The sequence below is a fragment of the Bradyrhizobium sp. 186 genome (assembly GCF_023101685.1).
Taxonomy (GTDB): domain Bacteria; phylum Pseudomonadota; class Alphaproteobacteria; order Rhizobiales; family Xanthobacteraceae; genus Bradyrhizobium.
In genome coordinates this window covers 5480070-5499814 of record NZ_CP082164.1, presented here as the reverse complement: position 1 = coordinate 5499814, position 19745 = coordinate 5480070, and the positions used below count along the sequence as shown (strand labels likewise).

At 64.3% G+C, this 19745-nt stretch carries 21 protein-coding genes and 2 pseudogenes; 11 read left to right on the top strand and 12 right to left on the bottom strand.

The window, feature by feature from the left end:
- The first annotated feature begins 20 nt into the window (after positions 1 to 20).
- Entirely contained in the window at positions 21 to 1418 is a 1398-nt protein-coding gene (locus IVB18_RS26385) for a LysM peptidoglycan-binding domain-containing M23 family metallopeptidase (protein WP_247983344.1), read from the top strand.
- A 186-nt stretch (positions 1419 to 1604) separates the two neighbouring features.
- Here the strand turns inward: IVB18_RS26385 and IVB18_RS26380 are convergent, their stop codons facing one another.
- On the bottom strand, positions 1605 to 2576 hold the full coding sequence (locus IVB18_RS26380) for an ATP-binding protein (protein ID WP_247983343.1): 972 nt from the start codon (positions 2574 to 2576) through the stop codon (positions 1605 to 1607).
- A 180-nt stretch (positions 2577 to 2756) separates the two neighbouring features.
- On the opposite strand from IVB18_RS26380, the gene yajC reads away from it, so the two are divergent.
- The 6 genes from yajC to IVB18_RS26350 are packed head-to-tail and all read left to right on the top strand — an operon-like array spanning position 2757 to position 8402.
- The gene (yajC, locus tag IVB18_RS26375; RefSeq protein WP_247983342.1) at positions 2757 to 3125 is read left to right on the top strand and encodes a preprotein translocase subunit YajC; all 369 of its coding nucleotides are present in this window, start codon (positions 2757 to 2759) and stop codon (positions 3123 to 3125) included.
- Between the two features lie 47 nt (positions 3126 to 3172).
- Positions 3173 to 4777 (top strand): protein translocase subunit SecD, encoded by a 1605-nt coding sequence (secD, locus tag IVB18_RS26370; protein WP_247983341.1) that lies wholly within the window; start codon positions 3173 to 3175, stop codon positions 4775 to 4777.
- Between the two features lie 11 nt (positions 4778 to 4788).
- Positions 4789 to 5808 (top strand): protein translocase subunit SecF, encoded by a 1020-nt coding sequence (gene secF, locus IVB18_RS26365; protein WP_247983340.1) that lies wholly within the window; start codon positions 4789 to 4791, stop codon positions 5806 to 5808.
- A gap of 60 nt (positions 5809 to 5868) precedes the next feature.
- The gene (locus tag IVB18_RS26360) at positions 5869 to 6252 is read left to right on the top strand and encodes an Mth938-like domain-containing protein (RefSeq protein ID WP_247983339.1); all 384 of its coding nucleotides are present in this window, start codon (positions 5869 to 5871) and stop codon (positions 6250 to 6252) included.
- Positions 6249 to 7112, top strand: a complete 864-nt coding sequence (locus IVB18_RS26355; RefSeq protein ID WP_247983338.1) for a phytoene/squalene synthase family protein — start codon at positions 6249 to 6251, stop codon at positions 7110 to 7112. Before IVB18_RS26360 ends, IVB18_RS26355 begins: the two co-directional genes overlap by 4 nt.
- 45 nt (positions 7113 to 7157) lie before the next feature.
- The gene (locus IVB18_RS26350; RefSeq protein ID WP_247983337.1) at positions 7158 to 8402 is read left to right on the top strand and encodes a threonine ammonia-lyase; all 1245 of its coding nucleotides are present in this window, start codon (positions 7158 to 7160) and stop codon (positions 8400 to 8402) included.
- A gap of 31 nt (positions 8403 to 8433) precedes the next feature.
- Here IVB18_RS26350 and IVB18_RS26345 read toward each other — a convergent pair whose 3' ends face one another.
- On the bottom strand, positions 8434 to 9612 hold the full coding sequence (locus IVB18_RS26345; RefSeq protein WP_247983336.1) for an aminotransferase class V-fold PLP-dependent enzyme: 1179 nt from the start codon (positions 9610 to 9612) through the stop codon (positions 8434 to 8436).
- A 154-nt stretch (positions 9613 to 9766) separates the two neighbouring features.
- Here IVB18_RS26345 and IVB18_RS26340 point away from each other — a divergent pair.
- A pseudogene (locus IVB18_RS26340) lies at positions 9767 to 10155 on the top strand (VOC family protein).
- Between the two features lie 12 nt (positions 10156 to 10167).
- Here the strand turns inward: IVB18_RS26340 and IVB18_RS26335 are convergent.
- The 4 genes from IVB18_RS26335 to IVB18_RS26320 all read right to left on the bottom strand — a co-directional run bounded on the left by IVB18_RS26335 (position 10168) and on the right by IVB18_RS26320 (position 13629).
- A complete protein-coding gene (locus tag IVB18_RS26335; RefSeq protein ID WP_247983335.1) occupies positions 10168 to 10746 on the bottom strand; it encodes a CAP domain-containing protein in 579 nt (192 codons plus the stop codon).
- 75 nt (positions 10747 to 10821) lie between these two features.
- Complete coding sequence (locus IVB18_RS26330; protein ID WP_247983334.1) at positions 10822 to 11916, bottom strand: serine/threonine protein kinase; 1095 nt, start codon at positions 11914 to 11916, stop codon at positions 10822 to 10824.
- Between the two features lie 7 nt (positions 11917 to 11923).
- A complete protein-coding gene (gene trmFO, locus IVB18_RS26325) occupies positions 11924 to 13351 on the bottom strand; it encodes a methylenetetrahydrofolate--tRNA-(uracil(54)-C(5))-methyltransferase (FADH(2)-oxidizing) TrmFO (protein ID WP_247983333.1) in 1428 nt (475 codons plus the stop codon).
- Between the two features lie 125 nt (positions 13352 to 13476).
- Complete coding sequence (locus IVB18_RS26320) at positions 13477 to 13629, bottom strand: DUF1127 domain-containing protein (RefSeq protein WP_007590701.1); 153 nt, start codon at positions 13627 to 13629, stop codon at positions 13477 to 13479.
- Positions 13630 to 14263: 634 nt separating this feature from the next.
- Between IVB18_RS26320 and IVB18_RS26315 the strand changes: the two genes are divergently transcribed.
- On the top strand, positions 14264 to 14590 hold the full coding sequence (locus IVB18_RS26315) for a hypothetical protein (protein WP_247983332.1): 327 nt from the start codon (positions 14264 to 14266) through the stop codon (positions 14588 to 14590).
- 58 nt (positions 14591 to 14648) lie between these two features.
- Here the strand turns inward: IVB18_RS26315 and IVB18_RS26310 are convergent, their stop codons facing one another.
- Positions 14649 to 15473: a lytic murein transglycosylase gene (locus IVB18_RS26310; protein ID WP_247983331.1), complete on the bottom strand. Its 825-nt coding sequence runs from the start codon at positions 15471 to 15473 to the stop codon at positions 14649 to 14651.
- Positions 15474 to 15601: 128 nt separating this feature from the next.
- Positions 15602 to 16510, bottom strand: a complete 909-nt coding sequence (locus IVB18_RS26305; protein ID WP_247983330.1) for a DUF2189 domain-containing protein — start codon at positions 16508 to 16510, stop codon at positions 15602 to 15604.
- A 335-nt stretch (positions 16511 to 16845) separates the two neighbouring features.
- On the opposite strand from IVB18_RS26305, the gene IVB18_RS26300 reads away from it, so the two are divergent.
- Complete coding sequence (locus tag IVB18_RS26300) at positions 16846 to 17214, top strand: DUF3597 domain-containing protein (RefSeq protein ID WP_247983329.1); 369 nt, start codon at positions 16846 to 16848, stop codon at positions 17212 to 17214.
- A 50-nt stretch (positions 17215 to 17264) separates the two neighbouring features.
- On the opposite strand, the gene IVB18_RS26295 is transcribed toward IVB18_RS26300, so the two are convergent.
- Positions 17265 to 17540, bottom strand: coding sequence for a GNAT family N-acetyltransferase (locus tag IVB18_RS26295; RefSeq protein WP_247983328.1), 276 nt, complete (start codon positions 17538 to 17540; stop codon positions 17265 to 17267).
- A gap of 357 nt (positions 17541 to 17897) precedes the next feature.
- Between IVB18_RS26295 and IVB18_RS26290 the strand changes: the two genes are divergently transcribed.
- On the top strand, positions 17898 to 18296 hold the full coding sequence (locus IVB18_RS26290; RefSeq protein ID WP_247983327.1) for an SPW repeat protein: 399 nt from the start codon (positions 17898 to 17900) through the stop codon (positions 18294 to 18296).
- 49 nt (positions 18297 to 18345) lie between these two features.
- Here IVB18_RS26290 and IVB18_RS26285 read toward each other — a convergent pair whose 3' ends face one another.
- The 3 genes and pseudogenes from IVB18_RS26285 to IVB18_RS26280 all read right to left on the bottom strand — a co-directional run bounded on the left by IVB18_RS26285 (position 18346) and on the right by IVB18_RS26280 (position 19650).
- On the bottom strand, positions 18346 to 18621 hold the full coding sequence (locus IVB18_RS26285) for a GNAT family N-acetyltransferase (protein ID WP_247983326.1): 276 nt from the start codon (positions 18619 to 18621) through the stop codon (positions 18346 to 18348).
- A gap of 11 nt (positions 18622 to 18632) precedes the next feature.
- Positions 18633 to 18791 (bottom strand): annotated as a pseudogene (locus IVB18_RS51990) (DUF3828 domain-containing protein); the annotation flags it as partial.
- Positions 18792 to 18798: 7 nt separating this feature from the next.
- Positions 18799 to 19650: an outer membrane beta-barrel protein gene (locus IVB18_RS26280; RefSeq protein WP_247983325.1), complete on the bottom strand. Its 852-nt coding sequence runs from the start codon at positions 19648 to 19650 to the stop codon at positions 18799 to 18801.
- Positions 19651 to 19745: the final 95 nt, after the last annotated feature.

The window sequence follows — 19745 nt, the reverse complement described above, 5'->3', positions numbered from 1 at the left end:
TTGCGTACGAGTGAGTAACCATGTCTGTTGTCGCCGAGTTGCTTTACGCGCGCCGCGTGCCGCAGGTGGCGGTGCTGGCGCTGATCTCGTTCAGCTTTGCAGGGTGCAGCGCTGACATGTCGTCGCGGCTGTCCCAGTCGAATTTCTCCAATCCCTTCTCCCAGGAAGCGACCGGCTCGGTGCAGCAGGCACCGCCGCCGCAGCGTGAGCTGCCGCAATACTCGCGGCCGCAGACCCAGCCTGGCTATCAGTCGCAGCCCTTGCCGCCGCCGGCGGTTTCCGCGCCGCAATCCTATCCCGTTGCGGCGGGGGGCGGGGTGTCCGGAGGCGGGCGTGGCATGGGGTCCTATGCGCCCCCGGCACAGCCGCATCTCGAGACCACGGCCACCGTGCCGCCGCGCTCGATCGCAGCCGCCCAGCCGGTCGGCGGGACCAAGATCATCGTCGGCACCAGCGACACGCTCGACGTGCTCGCCAAGCGCTATCACGTCACGCCGCAGGCGATCCTCGCCGCCAACGGCTACAAGGGTCCGCGCACGCTCTCGCCCGGCCAGCAACTCATCATCCCGCATCCCGGTGCGACCGCTGCTGCCCCCGCGCCGGTGATGGCTCCCGTCGCGGCCGCTCCCGTGATGGCGCCTGCGGCGAAGCCGGTTGCGGCCGTTACCGCACCGCCCAGCACCCACTTCGTCAACCGCGGCGACACGCTCGCCAGCATCGCCCGCAAGAACCATATAGCGCCGGCCGAGCTTGCCCGCGCCAACGGCCTCGAGCCGTCGGCAAAACTCAAGCTCGGTACCAAGCTGACGGTGCCCGGTGCCAAGACCGCAGCGGTCGCGGCACCGGTTGCTCCGGCTCCCGTCGCGGCCGCGCCGGTTGCGGGGACGTTGCAGCCCATTGCGGCCGCTCCCGCGCCCGCTACCAAGATGGCCGCCGTTGCCGCGCCGGTGCAGAGCGCCCGTCTGGCCCAGGCCACCGCCAACGTCGAAGAGAAATCCGCCGAGACGCCGGCGAAAGCTGCGGAAGTCACCAGCGCGCTGCCGACCTTCCGCTGGCCGGTGCGCGGCAAGGTGGTCACGAGCTACGGCGCCAAGACCAACGGCAAGTCCAATGACGGCATCAATCTCGCGGTGCCCGAGGGTACGCCGGTCAAGGCGGCAGACGACGGCGTCGTCGCCTATTCCGGCAACGAGCTGAAAGGTTATGGCAATCTCGTCCTGGTTCGGCACTCCAACGGCTACGTCACCGCATATGCCCATGCGAGTGAGCTGATGGTGAAGCGCGGCGATACCATCAAGCGCGGCCAGGTCATTGCCAAGTCGGGTCAATCCGGGGAGGTGGCGTCGCCGCAACTCCACTTCGAGATCCGTAAGGGATCGAGCCCGGTTGACCCGCTTCAATTCCTGAACGGGGCTTGAGGCGCAAGTCCGAGTAGCGCCCGCGATCACCACGAACGCGCTGCCGTCGCCCGGCTTGACCGGGCGACCCGGTATGCCGCGGCCTCTCGATTGATCACAACCGTCTTGGAATACCGGATCGTCCGCTCCAGTGCGCAAGTACGCACAAGGCGGGCGATGACACCTGAGAACGTGGCGTCCCCTGCGCTACGCCGCCGTCAGCTTCACGCCGAGCCGTCCCGCAAGCTCCTGCACGAACTGCCAGGCAACACGGCCCGAGCGCGAGCCGCGCGTGGTCGACCATTCCAGCGCCTCGCGCTCCAGCGCTTCGTCGTCGACCTTGATGCCGAAATGGCTGCAATAGCCACGGACCATCGCGAGATATTCGTCCTGGCTGCAGCGGTGGAAGCCGAGCCAGAGGCCGAAGCGGTCCGATAGCGAGACCTTTTCCTCGACCGCTTCGCCTGGATTGATCGCGGTCGAGCGCTCGTTCTCGATCATCTCGCGCGCGAGCAGATGGCGGCGATTTGACGTAGCGTAGAGGATGACATTCTCGGGCCGGCCCTCGATGCCGCCTTCGAGCACGGCCTTGAGCGACTTGTAGGATGCGTCATTGCCGTCGAACGAGAGGTCGTCACAGAACACGATGAAGTAGAAGGACGAGGCCCGAAGCTGCTCCATCAGCGCGGGCAGGCTCTCGATGTCCTCGCGATGAATCTCGATCAGCTTCAGCTTATCGGCCGGTTTGCGGTCGGCATTGATGCTGGCATGCGCGGCCTTCACCAGCGACGACTTGCCCATGCCGCGCGCGCCCCAAAGCAAAGCGTTGTTGGCGGGCAGACCGTTCGCAAAGCGCTCGGTATTTTCCATCAGGATATCGCGCATCCGGTCGACACCCTTGAGCAGGAACAGTTCGACGCGGCTGACCCGCGGCACCGCCGAAAGGCGGCCGTCCGGGTGCCAGACAAAGGCATCCGCCCGCTCGAACGATTCGGGCGCTGCGGCCCGCTTCCCCTGAGCGGACAGGTGCGCCGCAATGGTCTCCAATGCGCGGACGATGCGCTCCTGGGGGAGGTCTGTGGGGGCTACCGTGGGGCGTTTTGCCGCGACGCGAGCCGGCTTCCTGGCAGAGGTACGGGGGCCTTTGCCGGCCGGGCTTTTGCTTGGTTTTCTGGGCATGTCCGAAGTTCCTGAGAATGCAGCCTTATCGGGCCTCGACGTCCGCCGCAAGGTGGCCAAATCGACGGTCTGGCAGCGTTGCAATTGGGGCGCTGGCCGCTATAGTCCGCGCGAATTTGACCGAGCCGGTCGCCCTGCGGGCCTGACCGGCTTTCCCCCGTTCTCACGAGGATCGTCCGAATGCTGATTACTCCTGCGTATGCCCAGGCTGCGGGCGCCGGCGACACCAACAGCATGTTGATGTCGCTGCTGCCGTTCGCCCTGATCTTCGTGATCATGTACTTCCTGATTCTGCGCCCGCAGCAGAAGAAGGTGAAGGATCATGCCGACCTTGTGAAGAACATCCGCCGCGGCGACACCGTCGTGACCTCGGGCGGCCTCGTCGGCAAGGTCACCAAGGTCGTCGATGACGACCAGATCGAGTTCGAGATCGCCGATGGCGTGCGGGTGCGGCAGATGCGTTCGATGGTCTCCGGCGTGCGCGCCAAGGGCGAGCCGGCCAAGGAAAGCGCTAAGGAAGTCGCCAAGGACGACACCTCCGCGAAATGATTGCTCGTGCGAGCATCTCAAGTCTCCTGATCTGACAGGTCCAGTCGATGTTGTATTTCACGCGGTGGAGGGCGCTCGGGATTATCCTGACGGCGCTGATCGTGTGCCTCTGCGCGGTCCCGAACTTCTTTCCCGAGGCGCAGGTGAAGACCTGGCCCGCTTGGGCGCAGCGCCGGCTCGTGCTCGGCCTCGACCTTCAGGGCGGCTCCTACCTGCTGCTCGAGGTCGACGGCAATTACGTGAAGAAGGAGAGGCTCGACCAGATCCGCGACGAGGGACGTCGGGTGCTGCGTGACAACAAGATCGGCTTTACCGGCGGTCTCACTGTGCGCAATGACGCGGTCGAGGTTCGCGTCACCAAGGAATCCGACGTGCCGACCGCGCTGTCCAAGCTGCGGGAGATGGCCCAGCCGTTGGGCGGTCTCATAGGGTCCAGCGGTCAACGCGACCTTGACGTGACCGATGCAGGCGGCGGGTTGATCCGCCTGAGCCCACCGCAGGCCGCGATGATCGAGCGCATGCGCAAGACCATCGAGCAATCGATCCAGATCGTCGAACGCCGCGTCAACGAGCTTGGTACCGTCGAGCCTGTCATCCAGCGTCAAGGCAACGACCGCATCCTGGTGCAGGTCCCCGGGCTTCAGGATCCGACCCGCCTGAAGGAATTGCTGGGCAAGACCGCGAAGATGGAATTCCGGATGGTCGATGCCTCCGTGCCGCCGGACCAGGCGCAGCAGGGCAGGTTACCACCGGAATCCGAACTGCTGATGAGCGCGTCGCCGCCGCCGACCCCCTACGTGGTCAAAAAGCAGGTGCTGGTCGCGGGAGGCGACCTGACCGACGCCCAGGCGAGCTTCGACCAGCGCACGAATGAGCCGGTCGTCAGCTTCAAGTTCAATACGTCGGGTGCGCGCAAGTTCTCGCAGGCCACACAGGAAAACGTGGGGTTGCCGTTCGCGATCGTTCTCGACAACAAGGTGATCTCGGCGCCCGTCATCCGCGAGCCCATCACCGGTGGTCAGGGCCAGATCTCCGGCAGTTTCACCGTGCAATCGGCCAACGATCTCGCGATCCTCTTGCGCGCCGGCGCGCTGCCGGCGCCGCTCACGGTGGTCGAAGAACGCACCGTCGGTCCGGGTCTCGGCCAGGACTCGATCGAGAAGGGCGAGCTTGCGGCCTATGTCGGCTCGATCCTGGTCATCGTGTTCATGCTGCTGACCTACCGGCTGTTCGGCGTGTTCGCCAACATCGCGGTGGCGATCAACGTCGCGATGATCTTCGGCCTGCTGTCGCTGCTCAACGCCACGCTGACGCTGCCCGGCATCGCCGGCATCGTGCTCACCGTCGGCATCGCGGTCGATTCCAACGTGCTGATCTACGAGCGCATCCGCGAGGAGCTGCGCGGTGGCCGCAACGCGATCTCGGCGATCGACGCCGGCTTCAAGCGGGCGCTGGCGACCATCCTCGATTCCAATATCACGACCTTCATTGCCGCCGCAGTGCTGTTCTATATCGGCACCGGCCCGGTGCGCGGCTTTGCAGTGACGCTGGGCATCGGCATCATCACCACGGTGTTCACCGCCTTCACGCTGACCCGGCTGATCGTGGCCGGGTGGGTGCGGTGGAAGCGGCCCCAGAGCGTGCCGATCTAGGAGCTAAGACCGTGACTCACTACGTTCTCGTCGGGCTTGGCATCCTCATTGCCGTTCTCACCGTGGTCGCCGCGCTCGGGCTGCTGCCGTCGCTGCGCATCGTCCCGGACAATACGCATTTCGACTTCACGCGTTTCCGCCGCATCAGCTTTCCGATTTCGGCGGCGCTGTCGATCGTCGCGATCACGCTGTTCTTTACCCATGGCCTGAATTTCGGCATTGACTTCCGCGGCGGCACGCTGCTCGAAGTGCAGGCCAAGTCGGGCACCGCCGACATCGCGGCGATGCGCACCACGCTCGATGCCCTGCGTCTCGGCGAAGTCCAGTTGCAGCAGTTCGGCGGTCCGGCTGATGTCCTGATCCGCGTCGCGGAGCAGCCGGGCGGCGACGCCGCCCAGCAGGAGGCCGTCCAGAAGGTCCGTGCCGCGCTCGGCGATTCCGTCGACTATCGCCGCGTCGAAGTGGTGGGCCCACGCGTCTCCGGCGAGCTGCTGGCTTACGGCATGCTGGGCCTGATGCTCGCGATCGTCTCGATCCTGATCTATCTCTGGTTCCGTTTCGAGTGGCAGTTCGCGCTCGGCGCCATGATCGCCAACGTGCACGATATCGTGCTGACCATCGGCTTCATGTCGGTCAGCCAGGTCGATTTCGACCTGACCAGTATCGCGGCGCTTCTGACCATTCTGGGCTATTCGCTCAACGACACCGTCGTCATCTATGACCGTATTCGTGAAATGCTGCGGCGCTACAAGAAGATGCCGATGCCGCAATTGCTCAACGAGTCCATCAACTCGACGCTGTCGCGTTCGATCATCACCCACTTCACGGTAACGCTGGCGCTGCTGGCTCTGCTTCTGTTCGGCGGTCACGCCATTCACAGCTTCACCGCGGTGATGATGTTCGGCGTGGTGCTGGTCGGCACCTATACCTCGATCTTCATCGCGGCGCCGATCCTGATCTATCTGGGTGTCGGCGAGCATCGCGAGGATGCGGCGGAAGCGGCTACGCCGGCGAAGAAAAGCAAGGCATGATCCGAACCGCATGCCCTCGCAGGCGTTTGCGAAGGCAGTACGCCCATTCGGACAAAGCTCATGGCCGGCGATCCCAACGCTCCGCATTTCCCGCGCTCGGCGCCCGTTGAGGCCTACGGCAAGGGCGGCTTCGCCTTTGCCGGGATGTCGCATCGCGGTTCGCTGCTCTGCCTGCCCGACGCGATCTGGGCCTGGGACGTAACGGATCCCACCAAGATCGATCGCTATTCGCTGGATCGGGTCTTCACGTCCGCCAACAGCATCGATACGCTTCTGATCGGGACCGGAACCGGCGTGTGGCTGCCGCCGCCGGAGCTGCGCCAGGCGCTGAAAGCGGTAAGGGTGGTGCTGGACACGATGCAGACCGGCCCCGCCGTGCGCACCTACAACATCATGATCGGCGAACGGCGGCGCGTTGCGGCCGCGCTGATCGCCGTGCCATGAGCGACGCTGCGCCGCCGCCCGATTCCGTCGCCTTCTGCGCCGATCTCGTGCGCAGCCATGACTTTCCGCGCTATGCCGCGACGCTGTTCGCGCCCACCGCCGAGCGCCGCGCACTGCTGGCGCTCTACGCTTTCAATGTCGAGATCGTCCGCGTCCGCGATCAGGTGAGCCAGCCCTTGCCAGGCGAAATCCGCCTGCAATGGTGGACCGACATGCTCTCAGGCCAAGTCCATGGCAGCGCCGAGGGCAATCCGGTGGCGGCAGAGCTGCTGCGCGCGATCCGCGATTTCGACCTGCCGGTCGAGCCGTTGTCGCTGCTCGCCGACGAGCACCAGTTCGATCTCTATAACGATCCGATGCCGACACTAACGGCCCTGGAAGGGTATCTGGCCGCGACCTGTTCGGCATTGTTCGAACTCGCGGCCCGGATCATGGCGCCGCCTTCGCCTGCCATCGAGCATCTGGCAAGGCATGCCGGGCTGGCCCAGGGCATCGTGCAGATCATCACGAATCTGCCGCGCGATGCCGCGCATCGGCAACTGTTCCTGCCGCAGCAGCTTCTGACGAACCATAGTTGCCCTATGGAGGATGTCTTCGCCGGCAAGGAGACGCCCAATTTGCGTGCCGTGCTGGATCAGCTCGCGGGCGAAGCCCGCCAACACCTGGCCACGGCCTCATCGTTGCTGGCGGAGGTGCCGGCTCCGGCGCGGTCTGCGTTTCTGCCGCTGGGCCAAACGCGGGCCGACCTCAAGCGCCTGTCGCGGCCTGGACGCAACCCGTTCACGCCGCAGCCGTCGTCGCGGCTGCGCACTCTGTGGACGCTGTGGCGGGCCTCGCGGTCACGGGAATTTACCAAATAGCGCTCGGCTTGTCGCCTGGACCCGGCAAATGCCCTATGCTGTCCTATGGCTGAGTTGTCCCAAGGCACGTCCTCCGATCTAAGCGGCTTTCCGGTCGCGCCGGCCCACATTCATGCCGCCGCCGAGACCATCCGGGGCGCCGTCGTCGAGACGCCCTGTGGCTACAGCCGCACGCTGAGCAGCATCTGCGGCTGCGACATCTGGCTCAAATTCGAGAACCTCCAGTTCACCTCCTCGTTCAAGGAGCGCGGCGCGCTCAACCGGCTCACCGCGCTGACGCCGGAGGAGCGCACGCGCGGTGTTATCGCCATGTCGGCGGGAAACCACGCGCAAGGCGTTGCCTATCACGCCAAGCGGCTCGGCATTCCCGCCACCATCGTCATGCCGGTCGGCACGCCGATGGTGAAGGTCGAGAATACGAAGCACCATGGCGCCGAGGTGGTGGTCACAGGCGCGACGCTCGAGGAGGCCGCCGCATTCGCGCGTAGCCACGGCGAAGCCCGCGGCATGATCTTCGTCCACCCCTATGACGATCCGCTCGTGATCGCAGGGCAGGGCACCGTTGGCCTCGAGATGCTCAGGGCCGTGCCGGAACTCGACACGCTGGTCGTTCCGATCGGCGGCGGCGGCCTGATCAGCGGCATCGCCATCGCCGCGAAATCGCTGAAGCCGTCGCTGCGGATCCTGGGCGTCGAGGCCTGGCTCTATCCTTCGATGTACAACGCCATCCATGACGGCAATCTCCCCGCACGCGGCGATACGCTCGCCGAAGGCATAGCGGTCAAATCACCGGGCAAGATCACCACCGAGATCGTTCGCCGGCTCGTCGACGACATCGCGCTTGTCAACGAAGCCGAGCTCGAACGTGCGGTCGCGACCCTGATGTCGATCGAGAAGACGGTCGTCGAGGGCGCCGGTGCCGCCGGTCTCGCCGCGGTGATGTCCGATCCGTCGCGCTTCGCCGGCCAAAAGGTTGGCCTGGTCCTGAGCGGCGGCAACATCGACACAAGGCTGATCGCGTCCGTTCTCACGCGAGAGCTTGCGCGCGAGGGACGGTTGACCCAGTTGTCGCTCGATATCCCCGACCGGCCTGGTCAGCTGGCCGCGGTCGCGGCGCTGCTGGCCGAGGCCGGAGCCAACATCATCGAGGTCTCGCATCAGCGGACGTTCTCCGACCTGCCGGCCAAGGCGACGTTGCTGCAACTGGTCATCGAAACCCGCGACAGCGCCCATCTCGACGAGGTCATGGCCAAGCTTGGCGCAGCCGGATTGAGTGCGCGCTGCACGTGAATGGTGCGGCTCGTCGCGCCAGTGCGTCGTACTATTGCGGCGTCAAGCCAGCCAGATGGCCGATCAGCCGATCGATCTCGGCTTCCGTATTGTAGTAATGCGGCGAGGCACGCACCACCGGCGGCAGCGAACGGACTTCGGCATCGATGCGGGTGCTCGACGGATCTGAGGCGCCGATCGTGATGCCGGCCGCCGCCGCGCTACGGACGACGGCTTCCGCCTGATAGCCCTCGATCGTGAAGCTGACGATGGCGCCCGGCGCGCGTCCGAGGTCGCGAATTTTGATGCCGCGAATGGAGGCGAGGCCGCTGCGAAGACGGTCCGCGAGCGTGCGGCAGCGCTGCTCGATAGGGCCGAGTCCGATCTCAAGCGCATAGTCGACAGCTGCGCCCAGCCCAAGCCGGGCTGCGTAGTTGTTTTCCCAGGTCTCGAAGCGGCGCGCGTCGTCGCGGAGCCGATATGCATCTCGGGAGACCCAGGGGGCTGCGAAGTGATCGATCATCGGCGGCTCGAGCTGTTGCAGCATCGCTTGTCGCACGTAGAGAAAGCCGGTGCCCCGCGGGCCGCGCAGGAATTTGCGGCCGGTGGCTGACAGCATGTCACAGCCGATGGCTTCGACGTCGACCGCCATCTGGCCGACCGCCTGGCAGGCGTCGAGCAGATAGGGAATACCCCGCGCTCGCGCGATCTTGCCGACGGCCGCCGCGGGATTGACCAGTCCGCCATTGGTCGGAACCCAGGTGATCGCGATGAGTTTCACGCGTTCGTCGATCATGCGTTCGAGCGCGTGGATGTCGAGCTCTCCGCTGGCATCGCTCGGCACGACGTCGATGATCGCGCCCGTTCTCTTCGCGACCTGAAGAAATGCGACATAATTGGCGGCGTATTCCGCCTCTGCGGTCAGGATTCGATCGCCCTCGGCAAATCTGAGCGCATAGAACGCCATCTGCCAGGCAACCGTCGCATTCTCCGTGAGGGCGATTTCATCAGGCGCGGCATTCAGCAGGCGGGCCACCGAGCCGTAGACTGATTCAAGTCGGCGAGATTCATGGTCGGCGGCGGCATAACCTCCGATCTGACTCTCCAGATCGATATGCCGCTTCATCGCTGCGACAACGGGCGCCGGCATAAGAGCCGCGCCTGCATTATGGAGATATGCTAGCCGGGAGGTGGCCGGCGTGTTGGCGCGTATCCGGTCGATGTCGATCAAGTGAGGACCTCCGCCTCTGTCATCCATCAGGTTCCCTGAGTTAGACGCGAGGACGCGTGCGAGCAAGATCGGGCCAACGGAAATCCCGGCTGGAGCACGCCGATCCGAGTGCCTATGTTGACGGCGATTTGGCTTTGAACCGAAAGGACACGCAATGGCAAAAAACACGATTTGCCTCTGGTATGACAGGGATGCCGAGGCAGCTGCCCGCTTCTACGCCGAGATATTCCCCGATAGCACTGTCAGTGCTGTCCACCGTGCGCCCAGCGACTACCCGTCCGGAAAAGCAGGTGATGTGCTCACCGTCGAATTCACGGTTGCCGGCGTTGCCTGTCTCGGCCTCAAGGGCGGTCCCGTGTTGGCGGGCAGGAGAGCGCCTGCGGCTGGTGCAAGGACAGATGGGGCGTTTCCTGGCAGATCACGCCGCGCGTGCTGACCGAGGCGCTGGCGGCCGGCGGTGCCGAAGCAAAACGCGCCTTCGAGGCGATGATGGGGATGACGAAGATCGACGTCGCCCAGATCGAGGCGGCGCGCCGCGGCTGATGTTAGGTCGTCTCAGATGCAGAGGCCGAGCAGCTTGATGTGGCAGCTGCTGGATTTGGGCTTGCTTGAGGAAGGAGCCTCACGTTTCACGGCAACCAGCGGCTCCTTGTCCTTCTTGCGCTTGCCCGGCTTCGGCTCGTAGTCGCCCGCAATCACCATCGCCCAATAGGTCCGCTTGCCGCTGGTATTTTTCGCGCTCGCGATCCCGACACGGGAGGCATTATGCAGCAGCAGATTCTTGCGGTGTCCGGAGGAGTCGATCCACTGGCCGAGCGTCTTCTCGAAACCGTCGTAGCCGTAGGCGATGTTCTCGGCGGCGCGACCTGCGCCGGCCGGTGCGACGCGCCGGTTGAACGGGCCGAGGGCATCGTGACTGAGATCGTCCTTCGCCGCCATCGCGCGCGCCTGGTCCATCGCAATGCGGTCGAGGGTGGCATCGCGCACGACGCGGACCTCACCGTGCTTGAGACGGAAGCTGGAGATCAATTCGGCCGGGGTCTCGGCGGCTAATGCAGGCATGGCTGCCAGCAGCATAAGGCCTGCGATCACTCCGCGAAGAACACGACGCTTCATCGTCCCCCAAGTGTCCATTGTTCGCCAGGCCGGCGCGCTATCCGTCCGCTTCTCCACGGGCAATGTGGACGCTTCAAGGCGCGGTCCACGGTGCTAGCTCGCCGGCAAGTCCGCCTCGAAATTGAAACGGTCGCGCAGGTTTTTGCGCTGCTCCAGGATGTCCTTCAGGAAGGCGCGGTCCTGGTCGTTCTTCATCATCGGCTCGATCAGGTCGAGCTGGTTCATGGCGACCAGTTGCAGGATCTCGGTGCGCGGCTTGCCGCTCGTGTCGCGGGGCAGCGCGTGCACGACCTGGATGTGCTCCGGCGGCTTTGGTCCCTTGGCTGCGGTCAGTTCGTTGCGGAGCTGGCCTTCGAGCGCGGCCCGATCAGCCTCGACGAAAGCATAGAGCCCGACGCCGGAGCGGCGGTCGGCAAAGGCGACGATAGCGGTGTCGCGCACGGCCGGATTCTTGCGGATCAGGGCGGCCAGCACCGGCGCATCGTTGACGAGCCTGCGGCCGCCGCCTTCGCGGTCGGTGAAATTGAACAGGCCGCGCGTGATCGCGCGATAGACCTTCTTGCCGGTAGCGAGCCACAGGCTCGCGGCAAAGGACTTGTTGGCGAGGATCTTGCGCTCGCGCGGCGTCAGCGCCTCAGGTGCGTAGGAGCGCTTGTGCTTGAGAAGATGCCGAAGGTCTTCATAGGCGAGGATGCGATAGAGCCGGCCGCGGCGCTCGAAGCAGGCGGCGAGCTGGAAGTCGGTCACATAGGCGCGTCCGTCGCGGCCGACCAGCCAGTTCTGTTCCTTGGCGAGATCGTTGTGGCATATGCCGGCGCGGCGCAGCCGGCGCAGCGCAGCCTTGGCCGAGCGGAAATAGGCGAGGTCGCCATGCGGCTTTGCCAGATGCAGCGCGACGCCGTCGACGAAGCCGCGGACCAAAGCGCTGCGGCCGGCCCACAGCAGTTCGGGGCCGATGTTGAGACCCTTGGCGAGCACCAGTGCGTGCTTCTCGCGGGCGAACAGGTGACGTGCCAGCAGAAGCGACCACCACGGCACCTCATCGAGCCGGCGCAGCACGGCATCGACCTCGCCGTGCTCGCCGCGGAAGCGGCCGCGCTCGACGGTCGAGAACACGTCGCGCTTGAGCAGCACGCCTTCGGTCCAGCGCGCCGAGAGCACCGCGGCGTCGTCTTTGGGGAGGCTCATCGAAAACTCACGCCGCTGCGGCAATGTGCAGGTGATCGGCGATCCAGCGATCGAGATCGGCGAGCGCCCGTGCGCTCATCGCCTGTCTCTTGGCCACCGTCTTTTCGTTGCCGCGCAGACGCGTGCCGTCGGGCTTCTTCGTCGGCACGCTCGCAAGCGGCGGGAACAGGCCGAAATTGATGTTCATCGGCTGGAACGATCGCGTGCCTGGTTCGATGGTTTCGATATGGCCGCCGGTGATGTGGCCGAGCAGAGAACCCAGCGCCGTTGTGCCCGGCGGGCTCGCCAGCGTTTCGCCACGTACGTCGGCTGCCGCATAGAGGCCGGCAATCAGGCCGACGCTGGCGGATTCGACATAGCCCTCGCAGCCCGTCATCTGGCCGGCAAAGCGCAGCCGAGGCTGAGCACGCAGGCGCAACTGGCCGTCGAGCAGTTTTGGCGAGTTCAGGAAGGTGTTGCGATGTAGGCCGCCGAGGCGGACGAATTCGGCCTTCTCCAGCCCCGGAATGGTGCGGAAGATGCGCTGTTGCTCGCCGTATTTCAATTTCGTCTGGAAGCCGACGATGTTGTAGAGCGTGCCGAGCTTGTTGTCCTGGCGGAGCTGCACGATCGCATAAGCCTTTGTGGCGGGATCGCGCGGATTGGTGAGGCCGACCGGCTTCATTGGGCCGTGGCGCAGCGTCTCGGGTCCGCGCTCCGCCATCACTTCGATCGGCAGGCAGCCGTCGAAATACGGCGTGTTGGTCTCCCACTGCTTGAACTCGGTCTTCTCGCCGGCGATGAGCGCGGCGACGAAGCCGTCGTACTGCTCCTTGGTCATCGGGCAGTTGATGTAGTCGGCGCCGTTGCCGCCGGGGCCGACCTTGTCATAGCGCGACTGGAACCAGGCCACCGACATGTCGATGGATTCGCGGTGCACGATCGGCGCGATCGCGTCGAAGAAGGCGAGGGCGCTCTCGTCGGTCAACTCGCGGATAGCGTCGGCGAGGGGCGCGGAGGTGAGGGGGCCGGTCGCAACGATCACGTTGCTCCATTGCGCCGGCGGCAGGCCTGCGACCTCGCCGCGGGCAATCTCGATCAGGGGATGATCGTTGAGCGCTTTGGTGACGGCGGCCGAAAAGCCCTCGCGGTCCACCGCCAGCGCGCCTCCGGCGGGCACCTGATTGGCATCGGCCGCGCGCATGATCAGCGAACCGAGTCGGCGCATTTCCGCGTGCAGCAGGCCTACGGCGTTGTTGGCAGCATCGTCCGAGCGGAACGAATTGGAGCAGACCAGCTCGGCGAGCCCGTCGGTACGGTGCGCCTCGGTCATACGGGTCGGCCGCATCTCGTGCAGCACCACGGGCATGCCTGATTTGGCCACCTGCCAGGCGGCCTCGGAGCCGGCAAGGCCTGCGCCGATCACGTGCACAATGTTGGATTGGGGTCCTGTCATGGGGCGGACAGGTAGCGCTTTTCGGCGATGAGTGGAATCGCCGAAATCGAGTTTTCTGCTTTCGGATACGAGAACGCCCGCACGAGGCGGGCGCTATCGGTCCGTCCGGTGAGGGCTGAACGAAATCAGCCCTGATATTGACCGGCGGCAACGCGCGGGATGTCCGAGCGATCGAGGCCGATATCGGCCAATTCGCGATCGCTGAGCTGGGACAGCTCGGCAACATTGCGCTGATAGTCCCGGAAAGCCTGGATCATGCGGATGAGCGAGAGCAGCATTGGTAGTCTCCTGTAGTTCGATTCAGCCCTTGCCCGAGCCTCATCGTTGAAATGAATATAGATGGGAGTGCTGCAGTGCGGAAGTTCCGATGTTGCGGTGCAGCTAAGCGAACGGCGCATGGCGACGGTAAGTGTCGATTAACCTGTCGGCAGTCCCGCTCAAAGGCTGGGCGGTTTAGGTTGAATCTTGCGATAAATGTCCGGAAATCACGGTCATAATCGCCCGACGATCGGTTCCGAATCATCGCGGAAATAAGGTGCGGTCGCGGCTCTCGCAACATGACCCAAGTCTTGCATGCGCGAATCGCATGAGTAGTTGGCCGTAAATATGAATATAAGTTCATTATTTATACGGAGCGCAGTTCTCCAGATCTGACGCTGGGCCACGCGATTCGGCGCATACGGGCACGGGATCTGCGTGATGGATTCCGGCGGCACGGCCTGAAGACCTGATTCATTTCCAAGTTGTGCGAGGCTTGCCCGTCGCCGCGGTGCACACACGCTAAACGTGCGAGCTGATTACAAGATTGTAATGAAAATCAGAAATTTCGCATGCGGCTCTGCGCCGCGCGCAACATCACGCAATTCTCGCGGGGAATTTATTGCGGCAAGTTGCCGCGTCGGGAGGAAAGTCGTGTCGCAGATTCCGGCAATGTCGCTGGTTCTGTCCCAAGAACAAGAGAAGGAAAGTAACATCATGACGAAGTTGCTCGGGGTTATCGCAATTGTTGCCGTCGCGTTCGCCGTTGCGCCGGCTGAGGCTGCCAAGCATGCCGCCGGTGGCTGCAGCTCGGCCAATCTGGAGCAGACGGAGACCGCGATCGAGAACATGCCCGACGGCGACAGCAAGATGGTCGCGCAGAAGGAGATCGCCTCCGCGCAGGACTCGCTGCTCAACGGCAAAATGGGTGCTTGCGGCATGCACCTGAACAAGGCGATGCACGCCACCATGGGAAAGTAAACGCACCAAGAGAGGGCCGGTCGCCGGGCGATCGGCCCTACGCGTTAGCGAGGCTGCCCTAAGGGGAGCGCGCGAGCTGGGTGGCAAAATACGCGACTGTCTTGGAATAGACCTCGCTCTTGTTCCACTGCTGGAGCACCGCGAAGTTCGGACTGCCCGGCTGCCAATCCTTGCCGCGCTGCCAGCCATAGCCGGCGAGATAGTTGGCGGTGGAAGCGAGCACGTCGGGCGCGTTGTGCAGGAGATCGCGCTTCCCATTGCCGTCGAAGTCGACTGCGTACTTCATCCAGGATGACGGCATGAACTGGGTCTGGCCGAGCTCGCCGGCCCAGGCGCCGCGCATGTCGCTAGCTGCAAGATCGCCGCGCTGGACAATGCGCAACGCATCCATCAGCTCGGCACGAAACTGCTCGGCGCGCCGGCAGTCATAGGCCAGCGTCGCGAGCGAGCGGATCGTTGCGAACTTGCCGGTGTTGACACCGAAATCGGTCTCCAGACCCCAGATCGCAACCAGAACCTCGCCCTGCACGCCGTAGGTCTGCTCGATGCGCGACAGCACCGAGCCGTACTGCTTCATCATGTTGGAGCCGCGCTGAACGCGCGGCGGCACCATGCGGCCTGAAAACTCCTCAAAGGTCTGGCTGAAGACCTTTTGCGAGCGGTCGCGATTGAGCACGGCCTGATCGAGTGTTACGCCGGCAAGCCCCGATGCAATGGCCTGCTGCGAGATGCCCTTGGCCGCAGCTTCGGTTTTGAACTCCGCAAGCCAAGCGTCGAAATTGCCCGAACCGCAGGCAACGGCGGCGAGCGCTGGCTCGGCGGACATGATTGATACGGAGAGGGCGAAAGCTGCGAGAGCAAGACGAGAAATCGTCGGGATCATTCGACTAAATTGATTCCATGAATTGGTATGACCGGCGGCGGCAATCTCGATTGAAACCGCGGCCAAAGCAAGGCGCATGACGTGTCCGATCCTGCCCGGATCCGGGCAGGATCGGACGTCACGATTCGTCAGGCGCCCGTCCGATTTCGCCAGGGGAATAGATTGGCGGGGAAATCGGCGGCCGGCTTGCGCGGACGATGCGGCGGAGGCGGCACTGGCTGCGCACCGGGATCGGAGACGATCACCTTGCGGTAGAGGTGCCAGGTGGCGTGGCCGAGCAGGGGGATGACGACGGCGAGGCCGAGGAACGCGGGGATCGTGCCGAGCGCCAGCAGCACCGCCACGATCAGGCCCCAGGCTGCCATTGGCACAGGATTCCTGGCGACGACGCGGAGCGAGGTGACCATCGCCTCGAACGCGCCGGCGTGCCGGTCGAGCATCAAGGGGAACGAAACGGCGCTGATGCACAGCGCGGCCAACGCGAACAGGAAGCCTGCGCCGCAGCCGACCACGATCAACCACCAGCCCTGTGGCGTCGTCAGAACGCGGCTTGCGAAGTCCGAGATGCCGGTCGCGCCCTCATAGCCGAAGGCTGCGACATAGATCGCCTGCGCCGTCGCGACCCAGGTCACGAATAAAGCGAGCAGCAGCGTGCCGAGGCCGAGCATCGCGCCGAACGAGGGCGAGCGCAGCACCTCCATGGCATCCCAGGCGCTGGCCTGTTCATAGCGCTCGCGCCGGCTCGAGAGTTCATAGAGGCCGAGAGCAGCGAACGGGCCGATCAGAGCGAAGCCTGCGGCCAGCGGAAATAACAGCGGCAGCACCGAATAGCCCATCACCACGCGGGCGAGCACGAGGCCCAGCACCGGATAGATCACGCAGAGGATAATGGCGTGGCTTGGAACCGCCTTGAAATCTTCCCAGCCACGGCGGAGCGCGTCGTGCAGGTCGGACAGTTGGATGGTCCGGATGGTTGGTCCAGCCGCATCCGCGGACTGGGCCATCGTGGGCACATTGCCCTGGTAGAGTGTGACCATGGTCGCTAGCTCCCTTGCCACGCGGCCGACTCCGGCGCCGGCAAACGGCGCAAGCGGCCGCTCTTCTTAGACGATCGCGATCCCGACCAGACGCGAATTCCGGATAGCATCGCGAGCTGAACCTAAAACGTACTCCCAATTCCCTGTCCTGTCCCTCACGCTTGGGTGACATTCGGTGCCGCGCTGCAACCTCGAATGTGTCATTCGGTCGTCATTTCGCCGCAGATAAGCTGATGCTGCTTGTTGGTTCGCTGAACTCGGCGGGCGCAACGCAGAAACTTGGTCTATAAGTGCCACTCAAGGCCCTTCCAACGGATCCTTTTCGGGGAGCAGACATGAGCATTTTCGGTAAAATCATGGGCGCGATCTTTGGCAGCCATCCGGCTTCCGCCGCGCCCGCCGGTAGCGCGCCCGCAGGGACCGCGCCGTCGTCCGCGCCCGCGCAGACCGTGGACGTTGCGGCCATTGTCGACAAGCTGGTGGCTGCCCAGAACGAGAAGCTGGAATGGCGCACCTCGATCGTCGACCTCATGAAGGCGCTCGACATCGATTCCAGCCTTGCCGCGCGCAAGGATCTCGCCAAGGAGCTGGGTTACAGCGGCGACATGAACGACTCGGCCAGCATGAACGTCTGGCTGCACAAGCAGGTGATGTCCAAGCTCGCCGCCAATGGCGGCAAGCTGCCGCCTGAGATCAAGCACTGACCGATCGCTCGGTCGCTGCAAGGGCCCGCCATCGCGCGGGCCCTTTTGCTTTAGGCGACGAGATCCGCATCCTCCGGATGCCTGTCGAGATAGTCGACGACGAAGCCACAGCCGGCGATGACCTTTCTGCCGTCGCGGCGGATCAATTCCAGCGCGCCCTTGACCAGTTCGGAGGCGATGCCGCGACCGCGCAGCGCGCGCGGCGTCTCCGTGTGGGTAATGATCACCGCGGACGGCGTCAGCCGATAATTGGCGAAAGCAACTTCGTTTTCGACATCGAATTCGAAGCGGCTCCTGTCCTTGTTGTCGCGCACCGATGCCGCCATGGAAAAATCCTTCCGAATTGTCGTCCGTCCCCTGATCTAGGCGCCGGCGCCTTTGCCGATTTCGATGCTGCGATCAAGCGCGATCCCAGCTACGCCGCGGCCTACGCCAATCGCGGCTTGATCTACTGCACTGCAGCAGCTTGGGGCGTTGTAGCGGGTGTTCGATTGGCGCGTGAGCCACGATCCGTTAACGCCGCCTCGCGGGCAAAAAAACATTGGTCCGTCTTGCAACTGCGCACCCGGTTCCCCACGTCTTGTTACAGGACATACGCCCGAATGCGGCCGGCAAAGTCGCTAGACATTCGGAGTGTCATGATCGCCAGCCGCTGACGTATGCCTCTCTTGTAGGAGGGTACGATGTCGGACTTTGGTTTCTTTAATACTCATCGAACATGGGAAGACTGGTGCGGGATGCTGCTCGGCGCGCTGATTATCGCGTCGCCGTGGTTCCCTATCCAGGATCAGTCGGGGACCGCCGGACACCAGATGATGGTCCTGAACACGGTCGCGGTCGGCCTCGTCATATTTGGCCTCAGCCAGCTCGAATATGTCGCCCTGCAGCGCTGGCAGGAGGTGGCGACGATCCTAGTCGGGCTGTGGCTCATCATCTCGCCCTATGTGCTCGGTTATTCCGGCGAAGGTTTTCTCCGGGTCTACCATACGAGTCTCGGCGCGGTGGCGGTGGTCCTCGGCGTGCTCCAGCTGTGGCAGGACTGGGATCTGAGTGACCAGGATATGCTGAGGCATGGGCAATAGGCCGTGGATTTCAGCAGGCCCGCCGCGCGATCGGCGGGCCGGCGCGCGCTCATCTCTTCTCCAAATCCGCATACTTCGGGTGCTTCTCGATCCATGCTTTCACGAACGGGCATTGTGGGATCAGCTGCAATCCTGCTGCGCGGACCTGGTCGAGCGCCCCTTGCACCAGCCTTGAGCCGACGCCCTTGCCGCCGAGCTCCTTCGGCACGTCCGTGTGCTCGAACGTGATGACATTGCCGTCGAGCTTGTAGTGCTCGGTCGCAAGATGGCCCTCCACCTCGAGCTCGTAGCGGTGATGGTCCCTGTTGTTGATGACTTCGCTCATGGTCTCTCCGGTCAGCTCTTCAGCGAGTCCGTCAGCATCTTGCGGATCGTCCAGGCTTCGCCATCGGACGAGCCCCGGATGTCGTCGATCCTCCAGCTATTGGCCTCGCGCACGAAGTCATAACGCACAATCTGGTCGGCGGGTTTGTTGCGGTGGCCGGTGATGGTCAGCGGGCTGTCAATATCTGGCGACGACCGGGCCGGCCGAGAAGTGATAGTTGATGCCGACGCGGGCAATCTGTTCGCGGAACGGGGTCGAGGTCGTGAACACGATGGCCGGAATGGTGGATGATGCGACGTTTAGCGTCCGTCGGCCAAGATCGACGTAGAGATACTCGGCCTTGAAGCTCCAGTTCGGCGCGAACATCACCTCGGTGCCGGCACCGGCGGTCCAGCCGGTGCTCGTCCCCGAGGAGGCGCCGCTCGCGCAGATGGTCCCGCCTACGGCGCATCCACTAGTCACGTCGGTTGTGCTGAACGAGGATTTGGTCCGGCCATAGGCGAAACCGCCGGTGCCGTAGAGCAGCCATTGCGGCGCCACTAGTACGCCAACCCGACCGCGCACGGTGCCGAACCAGTCGATGCCCTTGGTGACAGTCGTCGAGGTGGCATCGAAGCCCACCGGCGCGAGCGCCTGGGTGGTTGAGCCTTTGACGTCGGAGCCCTGGAAGTCGGCCTCGAGGCCGACCAGCCATTGCGGGGCGACCTGCCAGTTGTAACCGGCCTGGATGCCGCCGATCACACCTTTGGCAGACGGCGACAGCGAGGTCGGAAATGAGCCGGCCGCGATGAACGCGGCCAGCGGTGCAGCCAGTGCCGGATCGGTCGACAGGGCCGAAATGCCCGTTGAGCTCGTGCTCCAATCGTAGCCGACGTTGCCGCCGACGTAAAACCCATCCCAGGTCTGAACCGGCGCGAACGCTTTCACGGGTGCCTTGTAGGTCGGGGCGAGATCGGCGGCATGCGCCGGCCCCCAAGCCGCTCCTGCCGCCACGACGCCCGCAAGTGCCAGTTTCTTGATGCTCTTCATTGGCCCAATCCCCGATTCCGATGTGGTTTTACGCCATTAAGCAACTGAAGGCTGTGACCAATTGGCAACTCCGAGCCGCGATCGGGGCGCGGTCC

Coding starts and splice junctions, on each gene's coding strand:
- IVB18_RS26380 (WP_247983343.1), bottom strand. CDS start 2,576: ATGCCCAGAAAACCAAGCAAAAGCCCGGCCGGCAAAGGCCCCCGTACC.
- trmFO (WP_247983333.1), bottom strand. CDS start 13,351: ATGACAGGACCCCAATCCAACATTGTGCACGTGATCGGCGCAGGCCTT.
- IVB18_RS26360 (WP_247983339.1), top strand. CDS start 5,869: ATGGCCGGCGATCCCAACGCTCCGCATTTCCCGCGCTCGGCGCCCGTT.
- IVB18_RS26335 (WP_247983335.1), bottom strand. CDS start 10,746: ATGGACACTTGGGGGACGATGAAGCGTCGTGTTCTTCGCGGAGTGATC.
- IVB18_RS26355 (WP_247983338.1), top strand. CDS start 6,249: ATGAGCGACGCTGCGCCGCCGCCCGATTCCGTCGCCTTCTGCGCCGAT.
- yajC (WP_247983342.1), top strand. CDS start 2,757: ATGCTGATTACTCCTGCGTATGCCCAGGCTGCGGGCGCCGGCGACACC.
- IVB18_RS26285 (WP_247983326.1), bottom strand. CDS start 18,621: ATGAGCGAAGTCATCAACAACAGGGACCATCACCGCTACGAGCTCGAG.
- IVB18_RS26295 (WP_247983328.1), bottom strand. CDS start 17,540: ATGGCGGCATCGGTGCGCGACAACAAGGACAGGAGCCGCTTCGAATTC.
- IVB18_RS26305 (WP_247983330.1), bottom strand. CDS start 16,510: ATGGTCACACTCTACCAGGGCAATGTGCCCACGATGGCCCAGTCCGCG.
- IVB18_RS26385 (WP_247983344.1), top strand. CDS start 21: ATGTCTGTTGTCGCCGAGTTGCTTTACGCGCGCCGCGTGCCGCAGGTG.
- IVB18_RS26280 (WP_247983325.1), bottom strand. CDS start 19,650: ATGAAGAGCATCAAGAAACTGGCACTTGCGGGCGTCGTGGCGGCAGGA.
- secD (WP_247983341.1), top strand. CDS start 3,173: ATGTTGTATTTCACGCGGTGGAGGGCGCTCGGGATTATCCTGACGGCG.
- IVB18_RS26300 (WP_247983329.1), top strand. CDS start 16,846: ATGAGCATTTTCGGTAAAATCATGGGCGCGATCTTTGGCAGCCATCCG.
- IVB18_RS26330 (WP_247983334.1), bottom strand. CDS start 11,916: ATGAGCCTCCCCAAAGACGACGCCGCGGTGCTCTCGGCGCGCTGGACC.
- IVB18_RS26310 (WP_247983331.1), bottom strand. CDS start 15,473: ATGATCCCGACGATTTCTCGTCTTGCTCTCGCAGCTTTCGCCCTCTCC.
- IVB18_RS26320 (WP_007590701.1), bottom strand. CDS start 13,629: ATGCTGCTCTCGCTCATCCGCATGATCCAGGCTTTCCGGGACTATCAG.
- IVB18_RS26290 (WP_247983327.1), top strand. CDS start 17,898: ATGTCGGACTTTGGTTTCTTTAATACTCATCGAACATGGGAAGACTGG.
- IVB18_RS26350 (WP_247983337.1), top strand. CDS start 7,158: ATGGCTGAGTTGTCCCAAGGCACGTCCTCCGATCTAAGCGGCTTTCCG.